We start from the raw sequence: 1,266 nt of genomic DNA on the forward strand, positions 1-1,266 counted from the left end.
GGGGGCGCAAAGCCAGGCCATCGGCCGGCGAGGGGCGGACGGACGACCAAGANCCACGCCGCGCGGACTGACCTGGGGCGCATCGCCGCCGTCCTCCTGACGCCGGGACAGGCCTCCGATATCAGTGGCGCCCGAGCGCTTCTCCCCACCATGCCACCGCCAGAAGACCTGATCGCCGACAAGGCCTACGACGCCGATGACCTCCGCGCCTTCCTCACCAGGCAGGGCACAAGGCCGGTGATCTCGCCCATGCCAAACCGCCGCGCCATACCGCCCTTCGACCCCGTCGCCTACAGAAAGCGCAATCTCATCGAGCGTGCCTTCTGCAGGCTCAAAGACTGGCGCGCCATCGCTACACGATACGACAAGACCGCACGAAACTTCCTCGCCGGGATCTGCCTCGTCCTCGCCGTCACCGCGTGGATCAGTTGAGTCCAGAACCTAGAGCACTTTCCGATCCTTTCGGATCGGATGTCGTGCTCTATCATATTGATAAACAGAGCATCTTTATCCGATCAGATGACTCCATCTGATCGGATGATGCTCTGATCGGCTGCCTCAATCTCAGATGAACCGTCGCGGCATGCGGAAGGGCAGCATGAACTGCACGGCGGGATGGACCAGACGGTCGCAATCCAGCGTCTCGTGCACGGCCTCGACCGCCTCGCCGCCGAGCGAGGCGCCGATGCGGGCGCGAGCGTAAAAGGGCGTATCCTCGAGATTGCGGATGAGGCTGGCGCCGCCATCGCTGCGGGTTTCGCGCGCTAGGCGCCAGCGCGTCGCCGGCAGGGCGGCGGCGGGCGGCGGCGTGAAGGCGGTGGCACCGCCGCCGGCGGCGAAGCCCAGCGCGAGCGAGGTCTGCCCGCCGTCGCGCCGCTCCGCGTGATAGAGGATCGCGGCACCCTGCCGCGTTGCCGCGCGCGACCAGTGCCAGCGCCGAAAGGCATGCGCGATCGGCTCGTCGCCGTCGTTGCGATCGAGATAGGCGTTGCCTTCCCAGGCAAGTTCGGGCGCGGTGAAGGCGACGCGGATGCGCGCGCAGGGGGCGAGCGGCTGCCAGCGGTGCCGGCCCGCCGCATCGAGCTTGTAGGTAGTCGGCTCAAGGGCGTGGGGGACGAGGCGGATCGTGCCGCGCACCCGGCGCGGCAGCGGGTTCGACCATTCGGCGATCTCGGCGGCAAGCCCGCGGGCATCGACGGCGAGCCGGCTCGGGCCGATGGCGAGGCTGTCGGCCTCGGCCCGCAGGCAGTGGCGGCGGCGCTCGGT

Annotated in this window: 2 protein-coding genes; one reads left to right on the forward strand and one right to left on the reverse strand. The window is 68.9% G+C overall.

The genetic code is table 11. The features are described 5' to 3' along the window. Positions 1–432 (forward strand): IS5 family transposase (locus tag RT91_RS21020; protein WP_152982888.1); only part of this gene is annotated, 432 nt, incomplete at its 5' end. A 132-nt stretch (positions 433–564) separates the two neighbouring features. Here RT91_RS21020 and RT91_RS19230 read toward each other — a convergent pair. Then, positions 565–1,266, reverse strand: a 702-nt coding sequence (locus RT91_RS19230; protein WP_051788405.1) for a hydroxyneurosporene synthase, incomplete at its 5' end; no start/stop codon positions are given.

The organism is Acidiphilium sp. JA12-A1, from assembly GCF_000724705.2.
GTDB classification, from domain to species: Bacteria; Pseudomonadota; Alphaproteobacteria; order Acetobacterales; family Acetobacteraceae; genus Acidiphilium; species Acidiphilium multivorum.